Origin of the sequence: Brevibacillus fluminis, assembly GCF_052072235.1 — a bacterium.
Lineage (GTDB): Bacteria > Bacillota > Bacilli > Brevibacillales > Brevibacillaceae > Brevibacillus_D > Brevibacillus_D fluminis_A.
Genome location: NZ_CM125436.1, coordinates 2,826,952 through 2,850,365 on the forward strand (window position 1 = coordinate 2,826,952; position 23,414 = coordinate 2,850,365).

A 23,414-nucleotide genomic window follows, 5' to 3' on the forward strand; every position below is an offset into this window, starting at 1 on the left:
TTTTTTCGGGAAAGCAAGCATGTTGTCCGTATCAGCCATGGCGACTGTAATGTTTTCGCAGCAAGGCGAACATCAACAAATCATCATACCCGCCAGCAGTGTATTCGTATTCCGCCAATAACCCTTCCTTGACAAAGCCCAATTTGCGCAGCACGGCCAATGAGCCGGTGTTGCGCGGGTCGACGACCGCTTGAATCCGGTTGAATTTACAGACGGTGAAGCCGTATTGAATCATCTTCGCAAGCGCCTCGGTCATGATGCCCGCGCCCCAAAAACGTCGGGAAAGTTCATAGCCGATCTCTACGCGATTATGCGAGGCATGCCAATTTTGAAACCCGCACGTGCCGATCAGCTGACGGTCTCGATGCAAGGCGATCGCCCAGCGAATCCCGGAGCGGGTCTTGTACTGCTTCTGGTACCAGTCGATCTCGCGCAGGGCGCCCTCCTTGCTCTGTAAAGGCTCCATGCCATAGTATTTCGTAACGTCGGGGTCGGAAAGAATCCCATACAAGTCATCGGCGTCGCTTTGCAAAACCTCGCGCAGCAACAGACGCGATGTTTTCAAACGAGGAAAACGCATAAAATCCCTCCAGCGGGTCGTGCGAATCATCGTCATTTATGAACGATTACTATGTTTATACGAGGCCGCTTCGGGATGTATGCGCCTTGGTACTGCGTCCGTTTTGAAATGAAAAAAGCCCCGAATCGGGGCAGGTCATTGAAACTCGTGCTTGATTTCCACACGCTGCAGCAGCTGGAATGGCGTTGCCGCAAACGCTTCATACGGAATGTAGCTGGGCTCCATCGCATCGAGGATTCTTGTTTGAAAATGCGGGCGCGTCACGAGTTCGCCGATCGTTTTTTTGGTGAGCCTGGTGAACATCGCTTCCGTGATTTCGCCGGTTTGGACCCGTAGTCCGCCTGACAAAGAGTCTCCGCGAAAAACCACGCTGATGGTGCCAGTGGTCATGTTCTGGTAAATCCCCGTAATCCCGTACAGCCGGATTTGAATGCTGGTTTCCTCCATGATTTCGCGCCGCAGCGCATCCTCCACCGTCTCGCCTTCCTCCATTTGTCCGCCTGGCAGCTCGAATGTGTCGGGCCGGTGCGCACTGCGGACGAGCAATACCTCACCCTGTTCATTCGTAATGTAGCCGCTCACGGCAATGGAATGCTGTGGCGCTTGATAGGAGCCGCTTGCCGCCGTTGAACGCAAAAAGTCTTGCTTCGCTTCTACATACAAATCCGGAAGCTCGCGGCGTTTTTGCTGTGCCTCCTGGTGCAGGGCGGAGGAGCGGATTGCATGTTCAATCGCTTCATAATGCGCCATATCCCTGTATTCCCAGATGGCCACAACCTCGTCCTGCGCTTCATTCACCCAGCGCCCGACCAGTTTGGCGCCATGTTTGACCTGATTGGGATACAGATACGTATGAAAAAAATCATGGAATCGGCCTGCTAGCTCCGGCTTGATTTTGTACGTTTTTCTTCTGAAGATCAACGGGTTCCCTCCTCTGTAGTGCATGCTCTGACCAACTATTTTCGTGACTTGCGCGAAAATTCCCTCTTTTGGGATTGTCCTTCTTTTGGGGGCTGTTGCATACAATCAGATCAGCGATAACGAAGGCAAGCGGCTATTTCGGATGGAGAAGGTTACACTAGGAAGGTAAAAAGGAGGGCAGCACAAACATGAAACGTTCAACGATCGTCTGGATCGTCATCGCGGCGTTGGTGCTCATCGCGATTTTCTCAGGTATCAGCTCGTACAATGGATTGATCACGCTGGAAACAAACGTGGATAATAAATTTTCGCAGATTGACGTCAATTTGCAGCGCCGTGCGGATCTCATTCCGAATCTGGTCAATACGGTGAAAGGGTACGCGGCGCATGAAAAAGAAGTGATCGCGGCGATCGCCAATGCGCGCAGCAATCTCGTCGGCGCCCGGACCCCGTCGGAAAAAGCGCAGGCGGACGCCCAGCTTTCCGGTGCGTTGTCCAGGCTTTTGGTGATTGTCGAAAACTATCCCAATCTGAAGGCTGACGCTCAGTTTGCCCGGCTGATGGACGAGTTGGCCGGAACGGAAAACCGGATTTCGGTGGCACGCAAAGATTACAATGATGCAGTTTCGGTCTATAACGTGAAAATACGCCGCTTTCCCACATCGATTTATGCCTCGATGCTCGGGTTTGAGAAAAAAGATTTCTTCAAGGCGGCCCCAGGCGCAGAAACGGCCCCTGAAGTGAAATTCTAATGATGAGCAGGCTCCGTTTATGTTTGGCTGCCGTGATATTGTGGCTGGCGACTTTGGTTCTGGCCAGCAACGCTTATGCACAATCGTCCTCGCCTTATGGCGTCTATGTGGAAGACGGGGCCGGACTGCTGCAACCCCAAACCGCACAGCTTTTGTACCGGAATGCCATCTGGATTCACAAGCAAACCGGCACAGCGCAGGTTGGCGTGGTAACGGTTCCGACCATCGGGAATACTTCGTTGGAAGAGTTCGCGGTCGCCAAGTTCCGCGAGCTTGGTTTGGGGAGCAAGGAACGCAATGACGGCGTGATGCTTTTGTATACGGCAAAAGAAAATCATGTCCGCATCGAAGTCGGCTATGGTCTCGAAGGCCGAATTCCCGACGGATTGGCCGGTGCGATTTTGGATCAATATTTTGTGCCGAACCTGCGAGCCGGTGACATCGATCGAGCTTTTGTACAGACCCAGGGAGCGTTGATTCAACAGGTCGCTGCGGAATACGGTGTCGACACATCGGAAAAAACCGGAAACGGCGAGCTTCCACTGCCGCCTGATACCCGGACCGGCCAGGAACCAACCAATTTTCTGGCCCATGTACCCGGATTTGCCAAAATTCTCATCGTGATCGGGATCATCCTGCTGATTTTCCTCGATTTCAAGTTTACCGGAGGAGCCTTGACATACGCTTTGCTCTCCATGGTGCGGCGCGGCGGTTCATCGGGAGGGGGCGGATTCGGCGGCGGCCGTGGCGGTGGCGGGTCATCGGGCGGTGGCGGCGCCAGCAGGTGAAGGCATGGCGATCCGTTCGGCATGCGAAATTTACGCCAAGCCCACAATCTTGCCGGGCTTGGCTTTTTGTCATACCTTTAGCTAGGCTTCCAAACATATACAAAGGAGCGAGTCGCATGCCGGAATTACCCGAAATGGAAACATACAAGCGCGTGCTGGTTCATCATTTTGCAGGCAAACAAATCACGGACGCGGAAGTGAATCGCGAAAAATCGGTGAACGTACCGGTGACCGACTTCCTTGCAGCGGTGAAGGGGGCGACCGTCACGGGGATCGAGCGGCGGGCCAAGCATCTCGTGTTCAATCTGAATACCGGGATGCATCTCGTGCTCCATTTGATGCTCGGGGGCTGGATGTATATCGGTACCGATGCAGACAGTCCGCAGCGAACCAAGCAAGTCATCCTGACATTTGGCGGGACAAAGCTTTTTTTCATCGGACTGCGCCTTGGCTATCTCCATCTGCTCACGACCGGGGAGCGCGACCGGAAATTCGCCGATCTCGGTCCCGAACCGTTTGATCCTGCATTCGATCTTGCTGCGTTTCAAACCCAGCTTCACGGCAAAAAAGGGGCAATAAAAATGGTGCTGGTGGATCAAAAGGCGATCGCCGGAATCGGCAATTGTTACTCGGACGAAATATGCTTCACGGCAGGCGTGAGGCCGACGAAAAAAGTGGGGGAGCTGGATGAGCGGGCGAGACAGTCTTTGTTTGCCGCTATTCGGCCCGTGCTCACCGAAGCGATCCGCCTCGGCGGCTATATGGACGATCCGGTGTATGCAGGCGATACCAAAACCGGTGGTTACAATCACCATTTGCTTGTGTATGACCGTGAACATGAACCATGCCGCCGATGCGGACAACCGATTCAAAGGCACGAAATCGTCTCGCGCAAAACATTTTTTTGCCCGAATTGCCAAAGGTGAAGGGAAAAGCAGCGGACGTGACTGACGCTCTTCTTGCGCGAATCCATGTTTTTCCGGTACAGCCGACAGCCCGGAAAACTGCCCGCAGCGCCCTCCGCCTGCACCACAGCCGGTTTGCGACACAGAAGAAGATTCCCGATATTTTCGTTCTTCCTTATTGATTTGGCTACCAGAAGGTTCACTAGTATAATATCTACAATCAGAAGTTGTGAAATCGTTGCTATGTTTTTTCCTGCATACTCGAACGCTTGTCCTTCATCGCTTCATAACATTGCCGCTCATCTTTTCAGCGAAGAACGATTGCCATATCGCGGCATCTATTGCAAGACTGTTTTTTTCGTCTTGCTGCCTCGATAAGGAAAATCATGGAGGGAAGAAGGGAGAGGAGCGATGGCTGTGCAAGCGGGCGAAGAGCTGAAGGGACAGAGCATCCCACGGCAGCATCTGACAATCGCATATGGCAAAGGAACGGAATTGCCGCGTCTGATCGACGAAGAAAAGAGGGGAGCCACACGGATACGAGGAGGTGACGTTCTCCAGCTCTTATTATTACAGTCATCAGCTGCTGAAGGCGGCGGTCCCTGCATGTAAACGGAGCCGCCGTGAAAATCGCGGGCTTGCGGACAAGATTTCTGTACTGCTGGATCGGATGAAAGCGGCGGACAGCAGGGACCATCGAAACCGAAGATGGGTCGAATCGGGTGGAAGCTCCATCCGCCGCTACTTCTATTATTCGGCAGGCGGCACAATTTCAAAAACAGTACCATTGGTAGCATCAGCCACTTTCGTCGAGCCATAAACCCCTACATAAAGTCTGGATTGATTCAGATTCGCTCCCAAACTGACATAATAGGCGGACCCGGACCCAAATTGATAATCGATTTCAATAACACGAAAATCATTCGGTTTACCATCCGGTCTTACCCTGGTATACGCTAACACTCCTCTAGCCGGACGTTGGGACTCCCTCGCTCGCGCTAAATCTGTAAACACGACGGCTCCCGTCAAATCGGGAATGGCATTTCCCATATAGGGCTGGACGCCTGTAAGTGCAGTCGCGTCAAACTTATCGGCTCGAGGATCTTTATGAAAATAGCTGATGAGAGGCTGAAGCCGCTGCGCAGAAGTTTTTACCGCATCATCGTAATAAGCAATCGTTTTCGTATCCAAAGCCGGATTGGCAGAGCAGCCCGTTATGATCGTAGTGGGAAAAGCGCCTTCCCACCCGCGCCAGCCAAAGTTAATAACTCCTTCCTGGTCAAGTTCAGCTTTCGTGAAAAAAGCTTGAACAAGCTGCGTAACCGGTATTGGTTTATAGTGAATGAATGAAAAAATCGACTCTACGAGATCTTGCCCGACATTTCCTGCGTATTTGATGTACTGATGATTGAACCTTTGAAAGGAAATGCCGGGTATATTGCGAACTCCTTTGGCCATGACCGTAAGCGTTTCCTGAATCGGGACGGGCAGCTCATGAAAACGTGTAACGACGGGCGGATGATTGATGCCTGTATGTTTAGCGACATCGATTTCAATGATTTTACCCGCGATTTCCATATCATCCTGGCTCAAATGAAATGGATCATAGCCTGATCCGCCATCTCCGGTTGTCAGCACAAGTTTTCCGGTTTCAGGTGAAAAGTTTAAGCTATTGACACCGTTATGGTTCAAAAATGGCCGTCTTATCGTAAGCAAAGTCCGCCGTTTTTGTGGCTGACCATTCGATTGTAAAATCCATTCTTCCACTGTATCGATATGATCAAAATGAGTTTCTCGATGTAACCACTTTAGATTTAACGTTCTCGAATCACACGGATTCGGTTTAAAAGATTCAAAAGCACCCGGAAGAGCACCTGGACCTTGGGTTCCAGCTACTGAATAATGAAGATAAAACAGACCGTTATGATAAAAGTCAGGATGAAAGGCTAGCCCCAGTAAGCCTCGCTCATCATATCCACCACTGGAGACACCCAGTTGTAAAACGCGTGGGCGTATATCTAAAAAAGTCCTTATCACCCCGTTCCCTACGTAAAAAATCTCTCCTACCTGTGTTGCAATCATTAATCTTTCAACGGAGTCACCCGGAAGGATCGTCGTTTTCAAAACAGTGGGCAAGTTGATCTTGCTTACGATGGGCCGTAAACGAACCGTAACTTTTTTCAAATAACCGTACCCTCCTTCATATCGTTTCCTTCTATAAAAAATATGGCTGGATCGGTTCTGGTAGCACCCATTTCGGGCGGTTGTTTGGGCCATTTATTTGTTTCCTCATCCAAAAACACGACGGCTAGCCGGGACCAACTTTCGCGGGGGACTGGCTTGTATTTTGGAAATGGATGGTAACGGTTGGCAGGATGTTTCCGTCTTACCAAGCAGGAGCGTGCCAGCAGGCGGTAGCAGCCAAAAGATGGCCAAAATCGCTCCAGCCCGGAAAGGATGGAAAAAATGAAAAAGACAATTGTGTATGCATTTGTGCTGCTTATGTTTTCACTCGCGATGCTCGGTGCGTGTGCAGCCCAAAAAGCCGAAACGAAATCGATCGCATATGACAATCCGACGTACCATTTTACATTGTCGCTCCCGTCAAGCTGGGAAGGGAACTATGACATCGTTGAATCCGAAAACAAGGTCAGTTTCGCAAGCAAGGCAAACAAACAGGCGGGCGGCGAATTGTTTTCCATCGGCATTTGGACGAAAGAAAAATGGGCCACGGAAGGCGAAGAGCTGGCGGCCGTCATCCATCTCGCCAAAATCGGGGAAGATGGGACGAATGTGTACACGTTCGCAACGCCGACGGATGTGCAGTACGTACCGGATGACGAGCAGAAAAAGGCGGAGTACGCGAAGATGGCGAGCGATCTGGACGGAATAAAAGCGACCTTTGCCTTGCAAAAGAAATAGGGGGACATTATGTAAGCAGTAGAACGGGGGGCTGGAATGATCCTAAAGCAATAAAACCGAACGATTTATATAGATCGATTACTATTATTCGGTTTTATATAGATGAAAGACCTGGAAGTGAAAAAAATCTCGGGGCTGATACTTTCAAGTTTTCAGAACTACTCACTTAAATCCGAACAATGGCGCACCATCTTATTCCAGATGGAGAGCCACTACTCAAAAATAGGACCCGTCGAAAAAGACGGGTCCCTAGCTCTGCATGTTGCTTTGTGATTCGATAACATAAACCCAATCACTCAGTACCATTCATACGGGATCTCGGCTAAATCCGCGACATAAAAAAACTTCCCGTCCCTAGACCATCCGATGAACCGGAAATTGTCCCGATGCTTGGCATACGGGAGGGCGGGAAAGAGAAAGAAACGGGAGCCCTCCTGAAGTCGAATCGATTCGGAGGAGTCCGGTCCTGCCGCAATCGGCCCACCGGGCATCACGGCGACAAACGCACGATTGTTCGGCGCCCAATGAATATCGGTTAATGATTCGCCTGCTTCAAGCGAGGTACGCATTCCAGATCGAGCATCCAGCACGTATGGATGTTCTTCGTGGACGATTTGTTGACTCATATCCGGTGAGAACGACGGGAATGACTGGCGCAAAACATGCGAAAAAGAGGGAAAACCAGCCTCCTCGCTCGTTTCAATGCTGTTGGTCCACGGATCTGCCCGTTTCAGAATGGGTTTCGGACGCAGTGAGTTTTGATCCGCGGCTCCGTAATAATATACATAGCGAGAGTCCGGCTGCCAGGATAGCTTCGGCTGATGGTATTCCTTCCAGTACGACATGCCCGTGAACTCGTCTTGCACTGTCAGATTCGCTGTCTGCAAATCAAGGCTGTAGAGCGTGAAAAGCTTTCGGTTTTTTTCAGAGAGGTCTGTGCTTGCCAGTAAACTGAGATGCCTTTCATCCGGCGAGACTGCAAGATCGATGACGGTCGCTTGTTCTGGCAGCGTTGCTAGCGGACAAGTATTCTGTGTGAGCGGGTCATAGGTAAACAAGGTGCTGTCCTTGCTTGCAATCAGCATGTCGCGAAGGGGAAACCAGACTCCTTGACCAGCGATCGGCGTGAATTTTTGCAGCTTGAAATCAAAAACATAGGAAAGCACGCTCTGGCTTTTCGGATCGATTTTCTCGGTGTAAAGAAATCGTTCGCTGACAGAAAGGGAAGCCCAATGCATTGGTGTCAGTTTCCCGACAATTTTAGCGGGCTTTTTCCCATCGATCGGGACTTGGTACACGATCGTTCTTTCGGGAGCAAGAGAATCCGAAGGGGAGGCAGAGGCACTGCCCACCCTGAACGTGCCAGAGATCGTACACAGTAGAAGCAAAAAAGTGGCGATGGATCGGGTTTTTCCGATTGTAAACATGTTTTTCTCCTTTTTCGCGGGAATGGAAGATCATCAAGCGCTGCCGATCTTTCCGTAACGAGATGATCTAGGCAAATTGAGCAATGATGATCGAAAAGCAAATAAGTGAAAGCAGATTCAACGAACCGCCTGTGCAAAGAAACGACACGACTAGCAATCGTAGCGTGAAAAGCCAGTAGCCGGATAGCTGTTTCATTCTGCAACGCTCTTTGGGAAAGAATGTAAAATCCATTGTACCAAAAAATTTTGACAAGAAACAACATTCGATCGAAAAAATAGTGGTACATATGTTTCCGTTTAGACAACCTGCTACAGTGGGGAGGATCGTTTCATAATAAGTAACCAGAGGTGATGGCGCGATGCCGGTTGATGCTGATCAGAAGCTCATGCCGTTTGGCGAACTGCCGTCACATCCCGATTTCGCCTTGCCCGAGGAAGCCACGCACACACAGCTTTCGATTGCACTGTGTGCAGACTGTCGATAAAATGGGGACATAGCGTGTCAAAATGTGGCAGTGTGCTGCTGCGATCACAGCGGCATCATGCCAGAGGGAAACCACAATGAATGGGTAACACACAGGTGAGCGAATGATGAAAAAATCAAAGTATACACTGCTTTATGAATTGGGCATGTTTGTGTTGGCTGTCGTTTCGGTCGCGTCGATCTGGATGGAAGAGAGCACGCTTCACATCGTGGATTGGGTGATCTGGGCCATTTTCACGCTCGATGTCGGTTATCGGTTTTTCCGAGCGGACGATAAGTGGGCCTATATCAAAAACAACCCGCTCGATATTATTGCCATCCTTCCGCTGGATGCGGTGTTCCGCTTTGCCAGGCTGGCGAGGGTGTTCCGAATCTTGCGGATCATCAGTATGTCGTCACATTTTATCAAGCCGTTGTTCAACATTTTGCATACGAACGGGTTGAACAAAGTCGTTACGTTTACGTTTGCCCTTATTTTTCTATCTGCTATTCCCATCTATTTGGTAGAGCCCAAAATTACAACATACGAGGACGAGTTGTGGTGGAGCATCGTGACTACGACGACGGTCGGCTATGGCGACATGTCGCCGGTGACGTTTACCGGTCGAGCGGTCGCTGTTGTGCTGATGCTTGTCGGCATTGGACTGATCGGGATGCTGACCAGCTCCATCGCCACTTATTTTTTCCAGAAGGAGAAAAAGCAGCATCCGTCTGCGGTCGCGTTCATTCAAAAAGAGCTGCATCGCTATGAGGAGCTGTCCGCGGCAGATCTCGATACCATCATGGTGCTGCTCGCGAAATTGCGCGAGGAAAAGGAGAAGGAAAAAGAACCGGAAAAAGCCGTCAGAACATCATAGCCGGCATAGCGTGCTGTTGCGAAAGAAAAGGACCTGCTTCGGGTCCTTTTTTCATCGTATCGGAATGTATCAGTGGTGCGCTTATCAATTCTGATACGATGAAAAATATTGCGTACGTGCCGAGAACCTTTTTTGTCCGTTTCAATGTTTCGCAGCTTGATTTGACAGGTTGTTGCGCAAATTTCCACCGTGCTTATCCTCACCAGCGAAGTTCACTCTGCATAAAATGTAAAAAGGTGGTGATGAGCAATGGGTTACTCATTGACAGACTGGATGATCTATACGATTTGGGCGATTTTTGGACTCATGATTGTTGATTTCTTGATTGTCCTGTTTCAAAATTTTTGGCGAGGCTCATTTGACCCGGGATTTGTTTTGGGTTACTTGAAAGATATTCTTTATTACATCCTGCCCCTGAACATGATTATTTCGATGAGCGCGATTGATCCCACCGGGTATGTATTGATGATCTTCTACTTTATTGGCGGCGTCGCCGTCATCGTCAAGTATGTGATGGACATTCTCAAACGGTTTCAAACGTAACGGTGAAAAGCCTTCCGGCGCGGAAGGCTTTTTTGTACAGATAAGCGTACTATGTCAAATACTTTTTTACTCCGTTTGGGTATAGCAAATACACCTAACGTATTGTTTGTAAAAAAATTACAATCAGCAACTGACAAGGAAGCTGTATGGTATTTGTCAGCCCTTCTTGACACTAAGATGGGTGTAGCCCTCGCTTACAAACCTGCATGGATGCATTCTGGCACGAGTACGGGTTCTTTTCCAACGTACAATTCGCATTTACAGGACGAGGGGGATAAGGCTTATCACCGAGGTCTATGCCTCCAGAATTTGATTCGATCTCCCCTTGGTCCAAGAGGGACTGACAAATACATTTGTTTTTGATGTTAAGAAGCCATTAAGTGATTCGCTATGCTATGGTATTTCAGTTTCTTGTTCATCTCATCTGCATATTGCTTCTGAACGTTTTGGGACAAAAATGGTTTTTTGTCACGTAGCATGGCAAAGGCGATCTTGAGGAACTTGTTACCCATCGCAATGTGAATCTTTCGTGCGTGCTTTCCTTTTTCCTTCAGTCGTTCGTAGAAGGGGTGAAGGTCAGTGTTGTGTAATGACAAGCTTTTTCCTGCCGTATACACAACAAACCGAAGGTGATCATTTCCTTGTTTGGAGATGGATCCGTAATACCCTTTCCCTCCACCAGATTGGATGACAACAGGATTTGTCCCTGCCTTTTTTATGATCTGATGAGGGTTCTCGTACTGAGAAACATCGCCCATTTCGGCATATGCTTCTGCTGCCGTTACAACGGCGATTCCAGGGATGGAAAGCAGCAGTTTTCCATCGGTTTGAAGCAGGACTGATTCAATTTCACATTCAAGGCGACAGATCTTTTGGTCGTATCGTTCTAAATCCTCCAGCTTCATGGAGAGGAGAAGCAACTCAGCGGCCAGTTCCTCCTTAGGGCGTGACAACGCTTGATTTGCGGCATGAAGCAGCTTTTGGATGGTGGAGGAACGAATTTTAAGATTGTGCTTCCGTGAGCTTTCCCGAATTCCCTGTTCCCCTAACGCCAACACCATAGACGGATGAGGGGAGTATTTCATGAAAAAGAGCGAGGATTTGCCCCACATATCACTGAAGATTTTCGTCTTGATTGGCTTGTGGTGGTCATCGGGGGAGAAGCCTTGAAATTCCCTCCAAATGACGTCCATAATCCCCCTGATTTCCATTCGCAAGGAGGAGCGTTTGCGTACTTCTGACCTTCTTGCCCGCGTAAGGGTAAGAAGCTCACGGTACTTCCCCTCTGGAAGTTTTGTTTCCGTTGCTTTGTTGCCTACAATGGCATGAGCAATGGCGACTAAGTCGAGATCGTCGGTTTTGCACCAATTCAAGGCGCTTGCACGTTCTTCTTTTGTCGTATAGGGGTTGATGATTTGAACGTCATACCCGTGCTGACCAAGAATTCGAACGATGTCCTCATAATAATGTCCTGTCGCTTCGATGCCGAGGAAAATGCGAACCGCGTTGCAATCCTTTTCGGCCTGCTTGATTCTGTCACATAGCGATTGAATCCCGTCCCTATTGACGGAGAAGAAAAAGGGTTTTACAATGATGTCGCCGAAATAATTGCATATGAGGGCCTTTTGGTGGAGCTTTGCGGCGTCAATTGCGACGATGAGCACCTGCTCCAGGTTGACACCTCTAAGATGTTGACTGAACTTGTTCCCTTTACGCCCTTGAATATGTGAGGATTTCCCCATGCGACTCCAACCTCCTATTGTGGTGATAGGTGTGTTTGATTGAAGTTCCCTGTCAGGTACTTCTTTCTTTCGTAGTCGCTGGGGATTTTCCTTTTGTTTAAGGACATTATTTCATACACCAGAATTTATAAAATTCTTATCCAGTATAAGTGCAACCGCGGCTCCGCCCAAAAGCATGGCGTAGCCAGGTTTTCTAATGAAGAAAAGATGGGGGTGGAAATCAAATTCACGAACCGCCAACCGTTTCTTCAAATTCAAAATCCGGAAGCGTAACCTTGGCCCATTTCGTTACATAGATCAGATAGGCGAGTCCGATCGCTACCCAAATCAGCCCGATGATCAGTGCACCAACCTCCAGATTATACCACAAGTATGCATTAAAACTGATTCCCAAAAGCGGCGACAGTACATTTGCCAGAATCGATTTGACCGTATGGGTATGTTTTTGTTTGAAGTAATACACGATCACGCAAAGATTGACAAACGTAAAAGCGGTAAAGGCTCCGAAATTGATGAAAGAAGCGGCTGTCTCCAAATCGAGGAACAGCGCTAGCAACGCTAACATTCCGATAAAAACGATGTTAAAAATCGGTGTGCCGTATCGCGGATGGACATTTCCAAATACTTTCTTTGGCAGCACGCCGTCACGTCCCATTGCGTATAAAAGGCGGGCAGCGCTGGCTTGCGTAGCTAAACCATTGGAAATACAAGCGGCAATGGCTCCGGCGAGGAAAACGGACTGGAAAAGCATCCCGCCGATATGTAGCGCGATTTCCGGAGAGGCACCTTCAATGTTTTGCAACGTTTCCGTCGTGGGAAACAACGCTTGCATGAAATACGACACCGCAATGAAGTAGAGTCCCCCTACCAGGGCAATGAGGATGATCCCGCGCGGAACGTTTTTTTTCGGCTCGATGGTTTCTTCCGATAGCGTTGTGACAGCGTCAAAGCCAAGAAAAGATAACGCCAAAATCGACGCGCCGGTGAATGCTGTCGACCAGGACATCTGCTCCGAATAAAAAGGTTGGAACGTAAACAAATTCGCTGTCTGCGTATGAACGATAGCCTTGATGGTCAACGCCACAAAAATGGCGGCGACCAACAGTTGGAAAAGAACCATGACCGAATTGGCGGAAACGGATATCTTCATGCCCGCAATATTCATCACGGTCGTCAGGAGGAGGATGCCGACACACCAGATCCAGGGAGGAACGTCAGGAAATACGGACGAACAATAAATGACCGTAAGCAGCGCATTGATCATGGGAAGAAACAAGTAGTCGAGAAAAGCCGTCCATCCTACGAGAAAACCAAGCTTCGCGTTCATAGTCTGTTTCGTGTACGTATACGCTGAACCGGCAGAAGGAAAGATCGTAACCATCTTGCTGTAACTGAACGCCGTAAACAGAATGGCAATGGTGGTGAGAATATAAGCAGCAGGGACATGCCCGCGTGTTTCGTCGGAAACGATGCCAAACGTATCAAACACGGTAAAAGGCGCCATGTAAGCAAGTCCGAAAAAAACAAGGTGTCTCAATTGCAAGGAGCGTTTCAGTTTTCCGTTGGTTGCTTCCAAAAAAATTCCCCCTATGAATTGAAAGCGATTTCTTTTCGTAACAAAAGACAGACCGGCCGGTTTGTTTATCGTAATACTTTTCGGAATATAAAGTCAATACTGTTTCTTTCGACCACGATCTCATCGCGTTCCTTGCCAGATCCAATTGACACTGGCAAAATTATGTGTTTTAATGCACTTGTTTTTAAATCTATGACAAAAATTAGAGGGTAACATGAAAAGAGATCAGATAACGAGGCAGATGATACTGAAAGCCGCCCTTGAATGCTTTCGCAAGAATGGTTACGTAAACACGTCTCTGAACGATATTGTCAAAGCCTCCGGCATCAGCAAAGGCGGAATTTACTGGCATTTTAAAAGCAAGGAAGAAATGTTTGTGCAAATGATAGAAGAAGCGTATGAACCATGGCTGAATACGATTCATTCTGCTTTGTCAACACTATCTGACCCCCTCGAAAAATTGAAAAAATACGGAGAGTTGTTTTACTCCCAAATTGATCTCCCGGTTTTTAAATTATTGCCAGAGTCGTATTGGGGAGAAGTTGGCGAGCAGTACCGAGACAGACTGAATCAATGCTATTCGAAAGACGATGAGTTCATATATGCTGTTTTTACAGAAGCGATTGCCAACAACCAGCTGAGGATCACCGATGCAAAAGCGCTGACCTGGATTTATATTTCCATGTTGGAAGGGCTTTTTGCGGAGTTGTCCCTTCGATCGGAGAAAAAGGATGAATTGGTGGCTTATTTCGCGACAGGGATCGACATCTTTTTAGAAGGCATCAAAAGAAAGTAGGGCGACGATTCGTCTGCTGGAAAAACCGTCAGGGTGCATGGAACTGCCCCTGGCGGTTTCTTTTGTTTCCGTAACGGAATACTGCAAAGCTTGTGCCCACGCCCTCCTTCATGATGATCGGCAGCAAGTCATTCATTTCTGCAAATTATCAAAAAATTGTTGACTTTGGCGTAAGAAGCATATTATTATGAACAAACCGGCCGGTCTGTCTTTTGATATTGAATAAATAAAGCGCCAGATCAGCTGCGAGCACCCTAGCGAAACCGTTACATAGTGCGGCTCGATGATCGCGGCGCCAACCGAATTCATCATGCATGAATCTTTTACAGGGAAAAGAGGAGAGTCACCATGGCAAGAGTAATCAAAGATTCCACACCAAAAAAAGACGGTTTTCGAATTCCGGGGGAATTTGAGCCGCACAAGGGGTCCTTCATCATTTGGCCCGAAAAAGGATTTGCTTTCCGAAATGGCGGCAAGCCTGCACAGGAAGTGTGTGTGATTGTCGCAAATGCGATTGCCGAGCATGAAGAGATGACGGTCATTTGCTCAGCGGCGCAGTATGAAAACGCAAGAGCGCGATTATCTGAAAAAGTTCGCGTCATTGAAATGTCAACAAACGAATCGTGGGCCCAAGACAAAGGCGCTTTTTACGTGATCAACGATAAAGGTGACATGAGAGGGGTGCAGTTTGGCTTTAATGCGTACGGTGGAGTAGGGGAAGGGCTTTATTTTCCTTGGGACCTCGATAAGCAATTTGCCCAAAAACTGTTCGAACTCGAAAACATCGATTCTTATGACGCACGGCATTTCATTCTTGAGGGTGGTGCGACGCAAGCAGATGGAGAAGGCACGCTCATTTTGACAGAACAATGCAATCTCAACCCGAACAGAAATGGAGAGATGTCACGGGAAGAAGTCGAAAGAAATTGTAAAGAATATCTGGGCGTGGAAAAAGTAATCTGGATCAAAAGAGGCATGCTGTATGATGAAACGGATGGTCATATTGACGATATTTGTTTTTTTGTCAGACCTGGAGTCATCGCGCTGTCTTGGGTCGATGATGTAAATCATCCGCAGTATCCGGTATTCAAAGAAGCGTATGAAACCTTATGCAATGAAACAGATGCGAAAGGTAGGAAATTCGAGATTCACAAAATCCATATCCCTGAGGTCATTCATATCACGGAAGAAGAGAACAAAGGTTTTGATGTGGTTGCGGATGCGGCCCCTCGTGAAGCCAATCAGCCTTTGGCCGTCACGTATATCAATGGATATTTCGTCAATGGCGGGTATCTCGTTCCCTTATTCAATGATCCCCGCGATCAAGAAGCGATTCAGAAATACCAAGAAATCATGCCGGAGCGAAAAATAATCGGGCTGCCGACAAAAGAATGGTCGCTCAGCGGCGGAAACATTCACTGCATGACATTGGCGCAACCCCGACCATGACCCCAAAACAAAAAAGCCTGATTTCACAAGGCTTTTCAAATAGATGCCCACGTATCCTTGTTCATCAGAGGATCGCGGGCATTTTTCATTCCGTTTTAGAGAATGCGCAGCTTCCACCAAGCACACCTTTTCTGACATGAACGGCTTGTCTGTACGAATACACTGGAAAAGAATCACTGCCCGCGCTCCCTTGTCTGCCCGAAACTTGTCAGGCATGTCCATAGCACCAGGGGAGTTGCTATTTCATATGATAATAATCTAAATATTCCGCAAAAGGGAAGTGGTGCCATGAGGAGCTATCGGTGGATCAAGTGGCGCAAGGTTATCCTCTGGCTCGTAATCCTGCTCACGCTCGGCATCATTTTAGTGACAGGTGGACCGACCTACTGGGCTATCGCCTTAAGCATTGTCAGCCTCTTGTTTCAATTGCTTTTCGCTATTTTGTTCGTGATTATCCAGTTTGTCGCGCTCTTCTGGTTTTTGGCCCGCGGCCGAACGTATTGGATTTTGCCCGGGGAGACCGGGTCCACATGGGAAGATTATCGGGGGAATCCGGAAATCGTCGAAAATGCCAAACGGATCGTCACCCTGCTCAAAGGCGTCAAAGGATTCAAGGAGATGGGGGGCGAGGCGATTCGCGGTTTGCTCCTCTGCGGTCCGCCGGGCACAGGGAAATCGTACTTGGCGCAGGTGATCGCCAATGAAGCGCAGGTCCCGTTTGCTTATGCGTCCGCCCCAAGCTTTCAAAACATGTTTTTCGGCGTCGGCAACCTCAAGGTCATGGGCTTGTATCGCAAAGCGAGAAAGCGGGCAAACGAGTATGGCGCCTGCATTATTTTCATCGATGAGATCGATGCAATCGGGATGAAACGGCAAGGTGGAGCCGGCATGGCGGGCGGGATGTTCGGAATGGGCGGTGCCGGTTTGTTAAACGAGCTGTTGCTGCAGATGGACCCCCCGAACATCGACAACACCAAAATCGCCAAGCTGCTGCGGACGCTCGGTCTGCGCCGCAAAAAAGCGGAGCGTCCCGCCGTCATGACGATCGCCGCGACGAACCTGCCGGATGTGCTCGACTCCGCGCTTTTACGCCCTGGCCGTTTCGATCGGCAGCTTTGGGTGGATGCCCCTGACTATGACGGACGGGTCGACGTATTCCAGTATTATCTTAAAAAAGTGAAGTGCGACGAGACGCTGACGCCGGAAAAAGCCGCACTCGACACCATCGGGTACAGCCCGGCGCAAATCAAGCACATCGTCAACGAATCGGTCGTCATCGCCCATCAACGGGGAGCGCAGGTCGCCAATTACGAAGACTTTCGCTCCGCCATGGAGACATATGAGTGGGGGATCAAGCAACCGCTCAGATCGATGAGCGATGACGAGAAGCGCAACGTGGCGTACCATGAAGCCGGCCACGCCGTCGCGCAGTTTTTGTTAAAGCCGCATGAACGCGTCTGGAAGGTCACCATCATCCGGCGGGGCGGAGCGCTCGGGCTCGCCGCGACCAAGCCGACGCATGAACGATATAACCGCAGCGACAGTGAGATTTTGGCTGAAATCCAGGTATGTCTGGCTGCCCGCGCGGTGGAAGAATTGTTTTTGGGGAAAAAGCTGAACGGCGTCACGTCCGACCTGCAGCATGCGACAGAGCTGGCAGGCGCGTATCTCGGCATCGTCGGCATGGGGGATGAACTGTTCAGCTGGCTTGCCTTAGGGTCGCGCATCGACGGGCTTAAGGCGCTCCGTCCCAAAATCAACAAGCTGCTGGATGAGCAGATGCTTGAGGTGAAGCAGCTGGTGCAGCATTACGCCGATTTCGTTCACGCCATCGCGGAAGAGCTGTTGAAGCGCGGCGATTTGACGGGCGAGGAGATTGAAGAGCTGTATCAGCGATTGTATGGGAACGGGGGCGAGGAACCGTAAGTTTTCATGACAGTGAACGGAGCTGGATCGGGATGATTCGGCTCTTTTTGCGTGGCAGGGCAGTTGATTTGGTCACCACGTAAAAAAAGCGCAGACAATCATGTCTACGCCGGTGTTCACCCGAGTTGTACCGTTTCTTACTTGATAAAGCTTAAGGCAACCCCGATGAAATACGGAATCAGCCATACGCTCCACACAAACAGGCTGAATTTATGGAATTGCTTGATTTGCTTTTCTTGCTTTTTGAATAAAACGACACATGCCCATACCGTGTGGAAAAACATCAGAAGCAGCGCGACAAGGCCGGTTATCCCGTGCAGGTTCAAGCCCGGGCCTTCTGCGAGCGATTTCATGCAGGTGGTCCCGATCGTATCGAACAACAGCCCGAACGCAAAGAAAACGAGGTGTTTTGCCTTGAGCTGCCCCGATCGTTTTTCGCTCCATACTCCAATTGAATACGCGATCAGCGCAAGATTGATACAAATAACGGCTACAGCTAACATGTGATTCATCTCCCTTTCCATTTGACTACGTTTAGCAGTGTAGAAAAGGAAGATGAACATGAGATGAACAACAGATGATAATCGTGTGACAGCAGGTACCATGTATGTCGCAAGCAGACACCATAGCCATATTATTTGTAAAGTAATGAAGGAATCAAATATTGCGGAGGTGTTTTCATGTGTCAATGGAAAAAAAGCTTCTCGATGTGGTGATTATTGGCGGAGGTCCGGCAGGGTTAAACGCCGCCCTCATGCTGGGGAGGGCGAAGAAACATGTGGCGGTGATCGATCATGGCCGTCCCCGCAACGCCGTAACTCGTGAGGCCCATGGATTTCTTACGCGTGACGGCATCAGTCCGGGAGAATTTCGGAAAATTGCAAGGGAAGAAATCAGAGCCTATCCCTCCGTGTCTTTCGTTACGGATAAGGTAGTGTCAATTGCAGGATCAAACGGCCAGTTTCAGTGCGAAACTGCGCAAGGAAGAACGGTAAAAAGCAAAAAGGTGTTGTTTGCCGTCGGAATGAAGGAGCGACCGCTGAACATTCCTGGGCTGGCGGAAGTGTACGGGAAAAGTGCATTCGTGTGCCCGTATTGCGATGGCTGGGAATTACGAGACAGGCAGCTTGTCGTCATAATCAACGGTGCCGAGGCAATGCGCTTTGCTCCTTTGCTAGCCGGTTGGACCAACCGTTTTGCCATCTGTACGAATGGCCCTGATGAGCTGACAAAGGCGCAGCGCGAGGAGCTTCGCCGGCATCGTGTCCCGGTATTCGATGCGCCGATCCGCTCCATCGACTCGAATGACGGGATCGTGCGGCGAGTAGTCCTGAAAGACGGGAGGATCATTCCATGCACGGGAATCTTTTTTAAACCGAAGCTTGTTACGGGATCGGATTTGCCGAGAGTGATCGGATGCCATGTCACGGAAGCGGGAATGGTAGTTGTTGATGAATTCGGGAAGACGAACGTTCCGGGCGTCTATAGTGCCGGTGATGCTGCCTCGCGACGGTATCAGGCTATTTCCGCGGCTGCTGCAGGAGCGTTTACCGCCATGGCGATGAACAACGAGCTGAATTGGGAGGCGTGGAAGCGAAACGGATGATGAACAGGGAAGACGACGAACCACAGCTGGTTAAGGAGCTGTGGTTCGTCGTTTTTCACATGCGCTGTCCTTGCTCACGTTTTTTTTCCAAGTTTTCGCGAACGGACGGCCATTCCGCGGCGAGGATGGAGTAATAAGCCGAATCGCGAATACCGCCATCGCTTGCGGGGACATGCGCCCTGCGGATGCCCTCAAACTTGGCGCCAAGCCGCTCGATCGCCGTGCGGGAGCGGATGTTTCGCGCGTCCGTTTTCAGGGTGACCCGAATCGAGCCCCATTTGTCAAACGCATGGGTAAACAGTAAAAGCTTGCACTCGGTGTTGACGCCGGTTCGTTGAGCAGAGGCGGCGTACCATGTGCTGCCAATTTCGGCTACGGTGGGCGGAGTCGCATCAGAAGGAATCGGATCAATGGAAGCCCCTGGTGGCCAAGACGACGGTGACGAAAAGACGGCAAGATCGAGGAAGCGTGTCGTGCCAACGATACGTCCCGTTTCGAGGTGTCGCACGACGAATGGCAGCTCGTGTCCTTGCGAATAGGCCAGCAGCGCACTTTCAATATAACGTTTCGTATCGTCCACGCCATCTGGCACTTTTGTCAACAGGTATGTGGATCGGTCCTCGGAAGCAGCGGCACAAAGATCTTGTACATGGTCCATTGTCATGGGTTCCAGGCAGACGAGATTCCCGCGAATGGTAATGGGCGTAAGCATTGGTATCACAACCTTGTCTGTATTCATTCGTTATGGACACATGGTACGAGAAAATCTGTTATTGTAAAATATACAATTTTGAGACTTTTGACAGGTACAGTTTGAGCGCATGCGCTGGAGAACGCTCCTTATTGTCGCCCGGGTGTTGCGTGATTGCGACTGTGCCGATGCAGGAAAAGCGGGATGGATGCAAGCGCTCCGATTACGAACAATCCGGCCGCCATGAGGTAAACGCCGCTGAGCGGCAGCACGGCTTTCAGCGAGCCGACTAAACTCATGGTTACCACCATTCCGCCGATAAAGAGTGGGCTGATGATGCCGCTGACCCTTCCGACGAATGCTTCCTCCGCCCTGGTCAGAATGATCGTCTGGCAGGCAACGTGGATAAATGGCACCATCAGACCCGACAGGAATTGGGTGACAATCACCATCCAAACGATGTCAATCGTGCCCATCACCGCTACCGCCAGGCTGTTGGCAAAAAATCCGACGAGCAGCATGGTCTGAGGAGTCATCTTGCGTGAGAGTCCCATCACCATCATCCCGCCGATAATCATGCCAACGCCGTTGACCGCTGTGAACCATTGAAGCGATTGTGCCGACATGTTGAGATGTTCAGTAACCAGGAAAATCGCCATCGGGTTCATCAGGCCAAGGGCCAGACCGGCAGCCAGTGAAAATCCGCCCATGAAGAGAAACAGTTTGTTCGCGATGACATAGGAAAGACCTAGTTTCAAATCCTGTGTCAGCTGCCGGGGAGCCGCCTTCTCCTCTTTCTGGTCCGCAGGCAGGAACATAAGCACACCAGCGGACAGCAAAAAGCAGATGCCCATGATGCCAATGGCGGCCTGGATACCGAATCGGAAGTAGATCAACGTTCCGAGCATCGGGCCAAGGACCATGAAAATCGCCTGAATCGTCTGATACATGGACATGCTCATCTGCAGCTGGGATTCTTGCACATGCTGCTTAAAGAGCTTCATTCCGGCCGGCTGGGAGAATTGGGACAAGATCGAGGAGACCAGCGTTGCGAAGAAGATCACCTGCCATCCGCCATACATCATCGCAGCGAGTACGCCAAATACCGAAATCGCGCTGAGCAGATCGCACAGCACCATCGTGCGCTTTGGCCGCCAGCGGTCGGCAAAGGCTCCACCGATGAAGGAGAAGATGAAAATCGGTGCGAATTCGGCGAGTGAGATCATGGAGATTGCGACCGGATCTTTGTTCGTTTGCTCCGTCACGAAGAGCAGGATGGCAAAGTTGCGGACCCAGACACCGAATTGCAGGAATACCGCCGACAGCAGGATCGATTGGACATAACGGTTGGCAAAAAACGATCGCAGGGAAGCTTCTTTTGCCTGATCGGCTTGTGCCGAATGCGGAGAGTGAGCATGGCTCGAGTGGTGCATGTTGGTTCATCGCCTTTCTTTTTCAATGAATGAGGTTGTGGGAAGTGCCGACTTGACCGGGATGTCATCATCATACGATGGGGACGATCTGCCAAACGCGCAATAAATCGCTTTCCACCCGCAAACTTTTGCGTGCTCCCCGCAATAGCAAAAGACCGGAATGCCTCACTGAATAAGGGAATTCCGGTCGATTACTTCGTTCGCACGTTCTTCTTTTCCCATGCTCGCTCTTGATCTGTGCGAAAATAATCCCCCTTGATGATCTCATCCGCCATGCGCAGCGTAGTGGTACCGAGCATCTGTTTTTCCCGATCTAAATCTTCCCCGATATAAGTTCCATCAGCAAGGAACGCATAGCTTCTTTTTGTTTTCAACAAATTTCGTCCCATCGCCGAATCCCGATACGCCTCCTCATCAATCCCCAATAAATACGCAAGCGAAGGAAAAATGTCAACCTGCCCCCCGATGGTCGCGATTGTCGCAGGCTTCACACCGGAACCGCTAATGATCAGGGGAATACGCTTGCCGTTTGCGAACTCAGGGTAATCACGCGTTTGCTCGTTCACGTATTTATGTACGCCTTCATGATCGCCATAGATCGCGACCATGGTATTGGCAAGGACGCCTTCACGCTTAAGTCGATCAAGAAATTGACCGATCTGTTCGTCCGCGTAATGAATGCTTTGCAAATAACCGCCAAGCGCCGTCCGATCCAATGCTTGGTCCAGACGCAACCCCCGATATTTGGAGGGAAGATCGTAAGGGGAATGACTCGACAGCGTCACAAGAAAGGCGTAAAAAGGAGGGCGCGTGCCAGAGAGGATGTGCGCGGCTTGGCGAAAAAATGACGCATCGCTCAGCCCCATCCCGATCGACTCATCGTTTTTGAGCACGCTGCTGTCGATCGTTCGGTCAAAGCCGATCGCCTGTAACGCTTGTGCCCAATTCCAGTACGACCCTTTGTCGCCATGCAGCGCGAGACTGGTATAACCATGCTGCCGCAGCAAATAGGGAAGCGATTTGTAAAAATTCCCCGGATAGCGAAAAAACGTGCTTCCTTTGCGAATGGGATATATGGACGTATTTGTCATGAATTCGGCATCTGAGGTAGCTCCTTGATTGACTTGCTCATACAGGTTCGGAAAATACAATCCATTGGCAATCAGCCGGTTCAGCGTCGGGGTGATTTCCTGCCCGGCGATGCTGCGGTTGAGCACGAAATTCTCCAGACTTTCCACTTGAATGACAATCAGATTTTGATTGCGAGCTGCCGCTTTGTACGGGTTGTCAGGCAGCGTTTCATAATGGCGGTCGTACCATTCCCGAATTTCCTGCCGCCGCTGCTGTGTTAGCTTGAGCGACCTGCCTTCTTTTACGAACAGCCAGCTATCCAGGACATGATACCCGATGGGCGAGAGATTATAGCAGCTGATCAGCGGATCATACAATTGAAAAAGCGCCTTCTCGTCTTTTTTGCCGAGGAGCTTGTACCCGATCGGGACGTACAGCAAAACAAGCAGAGTGGGAACGGCTATGAAACAAAACAGCCGCCACCGAACAGGCGTTGTGCGATACGCCCTCCAAAGCCCCCAAGCCAAAAGTCCAAAAGCGATGAGATCCGCGACGAACAGCACATCAATCCGCCGGACCAATAGGAGAATGCTTCCCCATAAATTGCTCAAATTCCCCAATTGGCTGAGCTGATGGAGCGAAGGGAGCGTCTGAAACGCTCGGACATACCACAAATCGATCAGGAAAAACAGCGAAACCAGTGCGTTTACACCAATGAGATACCAGAACCGCAGCGTTCGTTTGCACAAAAAGGCAAAAGAGAGCAAAAACAGTATAAAGGAGGAGTATAGTAGCAATTGGGGCTTCACCGCGCGAAAGGCCGTGAGCCAATGGAATGATGTGTGCACGGGATCAAAAACAAAGCCGTAAAACATAATGCTTTTAAGCAAAAGCGAAACAGCTGTGAGAACAAAAAACAAGCCAACACCTCCTTGCTGCTGCCTT

General features: G+C 49.9%; 22 protein-coding genes. 12 read left to right on the forward strand and 10 right to left on the reverse strand.

Annotation, left to right across the window (positions count from 1 at the left end):
- Window positions 1-31: 31 nt before the first annotated feature.
- On the reverse strand, window positions 32-580 hold the full coding sequence (locus tag ACTID9_RS14035) for a GNAT family N-acetyltransferase (RefSeq protein WP_441072125.1): 549 nt from the start codon (window positions 578-580) through the stop codon (window positions 32-34).
- A gap of 135 nt (window positions 581-715) precedes the next feature.
- On the reverse strand, window positions 716-1,501 hold the full coding sequence (locus ACTID9_RS14040; protein WP_441072127.1) for an NUDIX domain-containing protein: 786 nt from the start codon (window positions 1,499-1,501) through the stop codon (window positions 716-718).
- 188 nt (window positions 1,502-1,689) lie between these two features.
- On the opposite strand from ACTID9_RS14040, the gene ACTID9_RS14045 reads away from it, so the two are divergent.
- The 4 genes from ACTID9_RS14045 (at window position 1,690) to ACTID9_RS14060 (ending at window position 4,558) form a co-directional block, all read left to right on the forward strand.
- The gene (locus tag ACTID9_RS14045; RefSeq protein ID WP_441072129.1) at window positions 1,690-2,253 is read left to right on the forward strand and encodes a LemA family protein; all 564 of its coding nucleotides are present in this window, start codon (window positions 1,690-1,692) and stop codon (window positions 2,251-2,253) included.
- Window positions 2,253-3,041 carry a TPM domain-containing protein gene (locus ACTID9_RS14050; protein ID WP_441072131.1) on the forward strand — a complete coding sequence of 263 codons (789 nt, stop codon included), beginning with the start codon at window positions 2,253-2,255 and terminating at the stop codon, window positions 3,039-3,041. The genes ACTID9_RS14045 and ACTID9_RS14050 overlap by 1 nt, the downstream gene beginning before the upstream one ends.
- A 116-nt stretch (window positions 3,042-3,157) precedes the next feature.
- Window positions 3,158-3,967: a bifunctional DNA-formamidopyrimidine glycosylase/DNA-(apurinic or apyrimidinic site) lyase gene (gene mutM / locus ACTID9_RS14055; RefSeq protein WP_441072133.1), complete on the forward strand. Its 810-nt coding sequence runs from the start codon at window positions 3,158-3,160 to the stop codon at window positions 3,965-3,967.
- A gap of 390 nt (window positions 3,968-4,357) precedes the next feature.
- Window positions 4,358-4,558, forward strand: a complete 201-nt coding sequence (locus ACTID9_RS14060) for a hypothetical protein (protein ID WP_441072135.1) — start codon at window positions 4,358-4,360, stop codon at window positions 4,556-4,558.
- Between the two features lie 138 nt (window positions 4,559-4,696).
- Here the strand turns inward: ACTID9_RS14060 and ACTID9_RS14065 are convergent, their stop codons facing one another.
- Window positions 4,697-6,130: a PQQ-dependent sugar dehydrogenase gene (locus ACTID9_RS14065; RefSeq protein ID WP_441072137.1), complete on the reverse strand. Its 1,434-nt coding sequence runs from the start codon at window positions 6,128-6,130 to the stop codon at window positions 4,697-4,699.
- Between the two features lie 282 nt (window positions 6,131-6,412).
- On the opposite strand from ACTID9_RS14065, the gene ACTID9_RS14070 reads away from it, so the two are divergent.
- Window positions 6,413-6,868: a methyltransferase gene (locus ACTID9_RS14070; RefSeq protein ID WP_441072139.1), complete on the forward strand. Its 456-nt coding sequence runs from the start codon at window positions 6,413-6,415 to the stop codon at window positions 6,866-6,868.
- A gap of 296 nt (window positions 6,869-7,164) precedes the next feature.
- On the opposite strand, the gene ACTID9_RS14075 is transcribed toward ACTID9_RS14070, so the two are convergent.
- Window positions 7,165-8,106 carry a hypothetical protein gene (locus tag ACTID9_RS14075; RefSeq protein ID WP_441072141.1) on the reverse strand — a complete coding sequence of 314 codons (942 nt, stop codon included), beginning with the start codon at window positions 8,104-8,106 and terminating at the stop codon, window positions 7,165-7,167.
- Between the two features lie 548 nt (window positions 8,107-8,654).
- Between ACTID9_RS14075 and ACTID9_RS14080 the strand changes: the two genes are divergently transcribed.
- The 3 genes from ACTID9_RS14080 (at window position 8,655) to ACTID9_RS14090 (ending at window position 10,179) form a co-directional block, all read left to right on the forward strand.
- Window positions 8,655-8,780, forward strand: coding sequence for a hypothetical protein (locus ACTID9_RS14080; RefSeq protein ID WP_441072143.1), 126 nt, complete (start codon window positions 8,655-8,657; stop codon window positions 8,778-8,780).
- 103 nt (window positions 8,781-8,883) lie between these two features.
- Window positions 8,884-9,636: a potassium channel family protein gene (locus ACTID9_RS14085; protein WP_441072145.1), complete on the forward strand. Its 753-nt coding sequence runs from the start codon at window positions 8,884-8,886 to the stop codon at window positions 9,634-9,636.
- A gap of 249 nt (window positions 9,637-9,885) precedes the next feature.
- Complete coding sequence (locus ACTID9_RS14090) at window positions 9,886-10,179, forward strand: hypothetical protein (RefSeq protein WP_441072147.1); 294 nt, start codon at window positions 9,886-9,888, stop codon at window positions 10,177-10,179.
- Window positions 10,180-10,544: 365 nt separating this feature from the next.
- Here ACTID9_RS14090 and ACTID9_RS14095 read toward each other — a convergent pair whose 3' ends face one another.
- Both ACTID9_RS14095 and ACTID9_RS14100 read right to left on the reverse strand, forming a co-directional pair.
- Window positions 10,545-11,921: an IS110 family transposase gene (locus ACTID9_RS14095; protein WP_441070165.1), complete on the reverse strand. Its 1,377-nt coding sequence runs from the start codon at window positions 11,919-11,921 to the stop codon at window positions 10,545-10,547.
- 226 nt (window positions 11,922-12,147) lie between these two features.
- Entirely contained in the window at window positions 12,148-13,497 is a 1,350-nt protein-coding gene (locus ACTID9_RS14100) for an APC family permease (protein WP_441072149.1), read from the reverse strand.
- Window positions 13,498-13,711: 214 nt separating this feature from the next.
- On the opposite strand from ACTID9_RS14100, the gene ACTID9_RS14105 reads away from it, so the two are divergent.
- The 3 genes from ACTID9_RS14105 (at window position 13,712) to ACTID9_RS14115 (ending at window position 17,668) form a co-directional block, all read left to right on the forward strand.
- Complete coding sequence (locus tag ACTID9_RS14105; RefSeq protein ID WP_441072151.1) at window positions 13,712-14,293, forward strand: TetR/AcrR family transcriptional regulator; 582 nt, start codon at window positions 13,712-13,714, stop codon at window positions 14,291-14,293.
- Window positions 14,294-14,641: 348 nt separating this feature from the next.
- Window positions 14,642-15,742: an agmatine deiminase gene (gene aguA / locus ACTID9_RS14110; RefSeq protein WP_441072153.1), complete on the forward strand. Its 1,101-nt coding sequence runs from the start codon at window positions 14,642-14,644 to the stop codon at window positions 15,740-15,742.
- Between the two features lie 288 nt (window positions 15,743-16,030).
- Window positions 16,031-17,668, forward strand: coding sequence for an AAA family ATPase (locus tag ACTID9_RS14115; RefSeq protein WP_441072155.1), 1,638 nt, complete (start codon window positions 16,031-16,033; stop codon window positions 17,666-17,668).
- Window positions 17,669-17,805: 137 nt separating this feature from the next.
- On the opposite strand, the gene ACTID9_RS14120 is transcribed toward ACTID9_RS14115, so the two are convergent.
- Window positions 17,806-18,171 (reverse strand): HsmA family protein, encoded by a 366-nt coding sequence (locus tag ACTID9_RS14120; protein WP_441072156.1) that lies wholly within the window; start codon window positions 18,169-18,171, stop codon window positions 17,806-17,808.
- Between the two features lie 185 nt (window positions 18,172-18,356).
- On the opposite strand from ACTID9_RS14120, the gene ACTID9_RS14125 reads away from it, so the two are divergent.
- Window positions 18,357-19,274 (forward strand): NAD(P)/FAD-dependent oxidoreductase, encoded by a 918-nt coding sequence (locus ACTID9_RS14125; RefSeq protein WP_441072594.1) that lies wholly within the window; start codon window positions 18,357-18,359, stop codon window positions 19,272-19,274.
- Between the two features lie 55 nt (window positions 19,275-19,329).
- On the opposite strand, the gene ACTID9_RS14130 is transcribed toward ACTID9_RS14125, so the two are convergent.
- The 3 genes from ACTID9_RS14130 to ACTID9_RS14140 all read right to left on the reverse strand — a co-directional run bounded on the left by ACTID9_RS14130 (window position 19,330) and on the right by ACTID9_RS14140 (window position 23,389).
- Complete coding sequence (locus tag ACTID9_RS14130; RefSeq protein WP_441072157.1) at window positions 19,330-19,986, reverse strand: GNAT family N-acetyltransferase; 657 nt, start codon at window positions 19,984-19,986, stop codon at window positions 19,330-19,332.
- 128 nt (window positions 19,987-20,114) lie between these two features.
- Window positions 20,115-21,398, reverse strand: a complete 1,284-nt coding sequence (locus tag ACTID9_RS14135) for an MFS transporter (protein ID WP_441072159.1) — start codon at window positions 21,396-21,398, stop codon at window positions 20,115-20,117.
- Window positions 21,399-21,589: 191 nt separating this feature from the next.
- Window positions 21,590-23,389, reverse strand: a complete 1,800-nt coding sequence (locus ACTID9_RS14140) for an LTA synthase family protein (protein WP_441072161.1) — start codon at window positions 23,387-23,389, stop codon at window positions 21,590-21,592.
- Window positions 23,390-23,414: the final 25 nt, after the last annotated feature.